The following is a 2609-nucleotide window of genomic DNA, read 5'->3' as shown; positions in this document are numbered from 1 at the left end:
GGGCAGCATGGCCTTGCGCGGCGCGGCCGCCCTCAGCGCGGCTCTGCTCTGCACCCCTTATGTGCTGGATTACGACCATGTGTTGCTCGGCGTCGCCATAGCCTTTGTCACAGCCGACATACTCGAACGCAGCACGTTGCGCTGGGAGCCGACATGGCTCGCTTATGCCTGGCTCGCGCCGCTCTTCGGCCGGACGGTGTCGGACCTGACGCTGATCCCCGTCAACCTGATCGCGGCCATCGCCATCCTCGCCATCACCGCCCGCCGCGCAGCACAGTTCGACGCACTGACCCTACCATGGGCCGCGCGTCTCACCGCCTATCGGCAATAGCCCTCCTGCCCGGCCACCACGATCAGGCAGTCGGTCTTGTCCGCGAGATATTTGAACCCCGTCTCCGCCCCCGTGCCCGGCCGGATCGTCAGTTCCTTCCCATCGCGCGTGAAACGGATCATCGCCCCTTCGGCCATGCCGGCATAATCACCCTGCCGGTCGAGATTATCCTTGTTGGTCAGTGCATAGCTGCCCGGCTTCCCATCGGGCGCGGGCTGAATATCGAGGAACAGCCCTTCCGGCCCGGTCCAGCGGCCGATCCAGTCGTCGGTCGGCAAGCGCCCCGCCGGGCCATCCGCGCTATTGATCGCGTCGCTATCCTCGATCGTCTCGACCGTCGGCGCATTGGCCGTGGCGTTAGCGACATTGTTCGTCTCGGCCGCAGGACCACATCCAGTCAGCAGCGCGCCAGCCAGCAGCAACGGCAGCGTGAAGCGGGGCGAGAGGCGGCAGGTCATCGGTCGATCTCCTTGGCTATCGGGCAGAACAAGTCGCGAAACGGCACATTCGATCCCTCCGCGCCTGAGACGTCGCCTTGCCAGCGCCGCCGTCTATCGCCAAACACGCAGATCGGGGGACGATATGACGAACAGCATGATGCAACGACCCAGGGCGAAATTCGTCCGGGAAACGCCCGACGTCCGGCGTCAGGCCCTGATCGAAGCGACCGCGCGCTGCCTCGCGGAAAAGGGCGTCGGCGGAACCTCCGTCCGCGCGATCTGCGCGCAGGCGGGCGTGTCATCCGGCCTGCTCACCCATTATTTCGAGGGCGTCAACGCGCTCATCCTCGCCACCTATCTGGATGTCGGCGCCACCGTCTCCGCCGCGCTCGACCAGGCGGTGGAGGAAGCCGGCGATGATCCGCGCGACCGGCTGCGCGCCTGCCTCCAGGCCAATTTCCGCGCGCCCATATTGGACCCGGACCTGCTCGCCACCTGGATCGCCTTCTGGAGCCTCGTCAAAAGCGATCCCGCCATCGCCGCCGTCCATGCGCAAGTCTATGCCGCCACTCGCGCCCAGCTCGAAACCCTGCTGCTCGCCGCCGTGCCCGAAATGCCGCCCGCCCGCGCCCGGCTCGCCGCGATCAGCCTGACCGCGCTCGTCGATGGCCTCTGGCTCGAACTCTGCCTCGATCCCTCCACCTTCTCGGCGGAAGAGGCGCAGGCCATGGTCGAACGCGCGATGATGCTGGCGCTCGGCCAATGGCGCGGTGAGTGGGTCGATCAATCCGATCGGCTGTGATCGCTTTTCTCACTTACCCCATCCGAGAAAACCAATTTCCATTAAGGTGCCCGCTTCCCTACATGGGTCAGGCAACAGCAACCCACATAAGGAACTGGACAGCCCATGGCTCTCATCAACACCACCATCAAGCCGTTCGCAGCGACCGCCTACAAGGAAGGCAAGTTCGTCGACGTCACCGATGCCGACGTGAAGGGCAAGTGGGCGATCTTCTTTTTCTACCCCGCCGACTTCACCTTCGTCTGCCCCACCGAACTGGAAGACCTGGCCGGCATCTACCCGACCCTCCAGGGCTTGAACGTCGAAGTCTATTCGGTTTCGACTGACACCCATTTCAGCCACAAGGCCTGGCACGACACCTCGCCCGCCATCGGCAAGATCAACTATTACATGCTGGGTGACCAGTCGGGCCAGATCACCAACAATTTCGACGTGATGCGCCCCGGCGTCGGCCTTGCCGACCGCGCGACCTTCCTGGTCGATCCCGAAGGCGTGATCCAGTTCATGGAAATCACCTCGGAAGGCGTCGGCCGCAACGCGACCGAACTGCTCCGCAAGGTGAAGGCGGCTCAGTATGTCGCCGCCCATCCCGGTGAAGTCTGCCCCGCCAAGTGGGAAGAAGGTGAAACCACCCTCGCCCCTTCGCTCGACCTCGTCGGCAAGATCTAAAAACGACCCGCAGCGCGGCCCCCTTGGTCGCGCTGCCCTGAACGGCCGCCGGGTTGCCCCAAAGGGCACGTAACCCGGCGGACCCTTCAACACTATCTAAACCGTCATCCTATTCTCATCGGGGTCTTTGGGTCGCACCATCCCCCGAAGGGCCGCCGCACGTCCCCCTCCCCTCAATGGTCGGCGGCGGCCCGCTTTCATGCAACGGAGCAAGGCACGATGTTGGACGCAAATCTCAAAGGACAGCTGAAAGGCTATCTGGCGAACATCACTCAGCCGATCGAGCTGGTGGCTTCGCTGGATGAAGGCGCAAAGTCGCGCGAACTGGGCGAATTGCTGGGCGACATCGCCGAGCTGTCGGACAAGG

3 protein-coding genes and 1 pseudogene are annotated in these 2609 nt (G+C 64.2%); 3 read left to right on the top strand and 1 reads right to left on the bottom strand.

The annotated features are described in order from the left end of the window. Nucleotides 1–331, top strand: a pseudogene (locus IL54_RS19230) (hypothetical protein); the annotation flags it as partial. Here the strand turns inward: IL54_RS19230 and IL54_RS19225 are convergent. Next, nucleotides 319–789: a hypothetical protein gene (locus IL54_RS19225; protein ID WP_037479633.1), complete on the bottom strand. Its 471-nt coding sequence runs from the start codon at nt 787–789 to the stop codon at nt 319–321. The pseudogene IL54_RS19230 and the gene IL54_RS19225 sit on opposite strands and share 13 nt — an antisense overlap. A gap of 136 nt (nt 790–925) precedes the next feature. On the opposite strand from IL54_RS19225, the gene betI reads away from it, so the two are divergent. Both betI and ahpC read left to right on the top strand, forming a co-directional pair. Continuing rightward, nucleotides 926–1573, top strand: a complete 648-nt coding sequence (gene betI, locus IL54_RS19220; protein ID WP_237748966.1) for a transcriptional regulator BetI — start codon at nt 926–928, stop codon at nt 1571–1573. A 105-nt stretch (nt 1574–1678) separates the two neighbouring features. Next, nucleotides 1679–2242, top strand: a complete 564-nt coding sequence (gene ahpC, locus IL54_RS19215) for an alkyl hydroperoxide reductase subunit C (protein ID WP_037479631.1) — start codon at nt 1679–1681, stop codon at nt 2240–2242. The last annotated feature ends 367 nt before the right edge of the window (nt 2243–2609 follow it).

This window comes from Sphingobium sp. ba1 (genome assembly GCF_000743655.1).
GTDB lineage: Bacteria > Pseudomonadota > Alphaproteobacteria > Sphingomonadales > Sphingomonadaceae > Sphingobium.
This window is presented reverse-complemented; position numbering and strand designations above follow the sequence as displayed.